Source organism: Rothia nasimurium (assembly GCF_928391935.1).
Classification (GTDB): Bacteria; Actinomycetota; Actinomycetes; order Actinomycetales; family Micrococcaceae; genus Rothia; species Rothia nasimurium_D.
Map to the genome: position 1 here is coordinate 1 of NZ_CAKMTD010000024.1, position 977 is coordinate 977.

The 977-nt window shown below is 57.1% G+C and carries 1 protein-coding gene; it reads right to left on the minus strand.

Going from position 1 to position 977, the window contains the following annotated elements:
• A partial coding sequence (locus L7A15_RS10590) for a replication initiation protein (RefSeq protein ID WP_237209085.1) occupies positions 1 to 457 on the minus strand: 457 nt, incomplete at its 3' end.
• Positions 458 to 977 lie beyond the last annotated feature (520 nt).

The window sequence follows — 977 nt, forward strand, 5'->3', positions numbered from 1 at the left end:
TGGCGGCCTTGGTGGTCTGTCCGGTCTCCTGGCTCTCACGGGTGCTGAGAAAGCCCCTCACGGCCTTGTTCAGGTCTTTGAGGGAGTAGGGCGGGCAGTCTGCCATGTAATGAATATCTGCGCCCTCATACAAGGGGTTACGGCACTTAACCGGGTGCAGGGGGTTTACTGCCGGGTCTCCGCTCACTGCTTGGCGTAGACGCTCGGCTACGTCCTGGGCAAAACGGATAGGCTCACGGCGGGCTTCCCTGGTGGTGGGCACGGTCTCTATAAGCCAGAATGCTTGTAGTCCCTTGGTAGTAAGGACGATAGCGTGAGGGCGTGCGGCCTGGGGCAAGTCGTTGATGTAGCCCAGGGCAAACTCATGGTCGATGTCGATAATGAGCGCACGGCAGGCATTGGGGTGGGGCTGGATAAACTCATGGGCGGTCACGTCATCGTCATACGCCCAGACCATCGGCGCGGTCTTACTGGTGGAGCACAAAAAGACCCGCTGGCTCTCGGCAAAGTGTGAACGAAATCTTTCCGCGGGGGTGCCGGTAGGTCTTGCCAGGGTCTCTAGCCCTGCTAGAATAGACATTAGTAGAAATCCTTTTCTAATAAACGCATGGAACGGATTTTTTGAACCGGTTAGTGTTGGCGCACTGCCGGTTCTTTTTTTAATTCTGCTTTATATTTTACCGTACTTTATAGAGCACGGGGGGATATAGAGCAGAATTATAAAAGTGGCTTTTGAAAGCCACTCACAGCAAGACCCCCTAGCTCACGGTGAGCTAGGGGGTCTTGCTGTTGGGAGCCAGAAGAAAGGAAGAGAGGGGCACCCTCTGAGGGAGCGCCAGCGAGTGAAGAGCTGCGCCCTCTCTTCCTGCCCTGGCTCCCCACGTTGCCCCCGGTGCGCTGAGGTACGAAGCAGGGGGCAACGCTAAGGGCGCTCAACGCCCGCCAGCTCTTCCCGGTGCGCTGAGGTACGAAGCAGG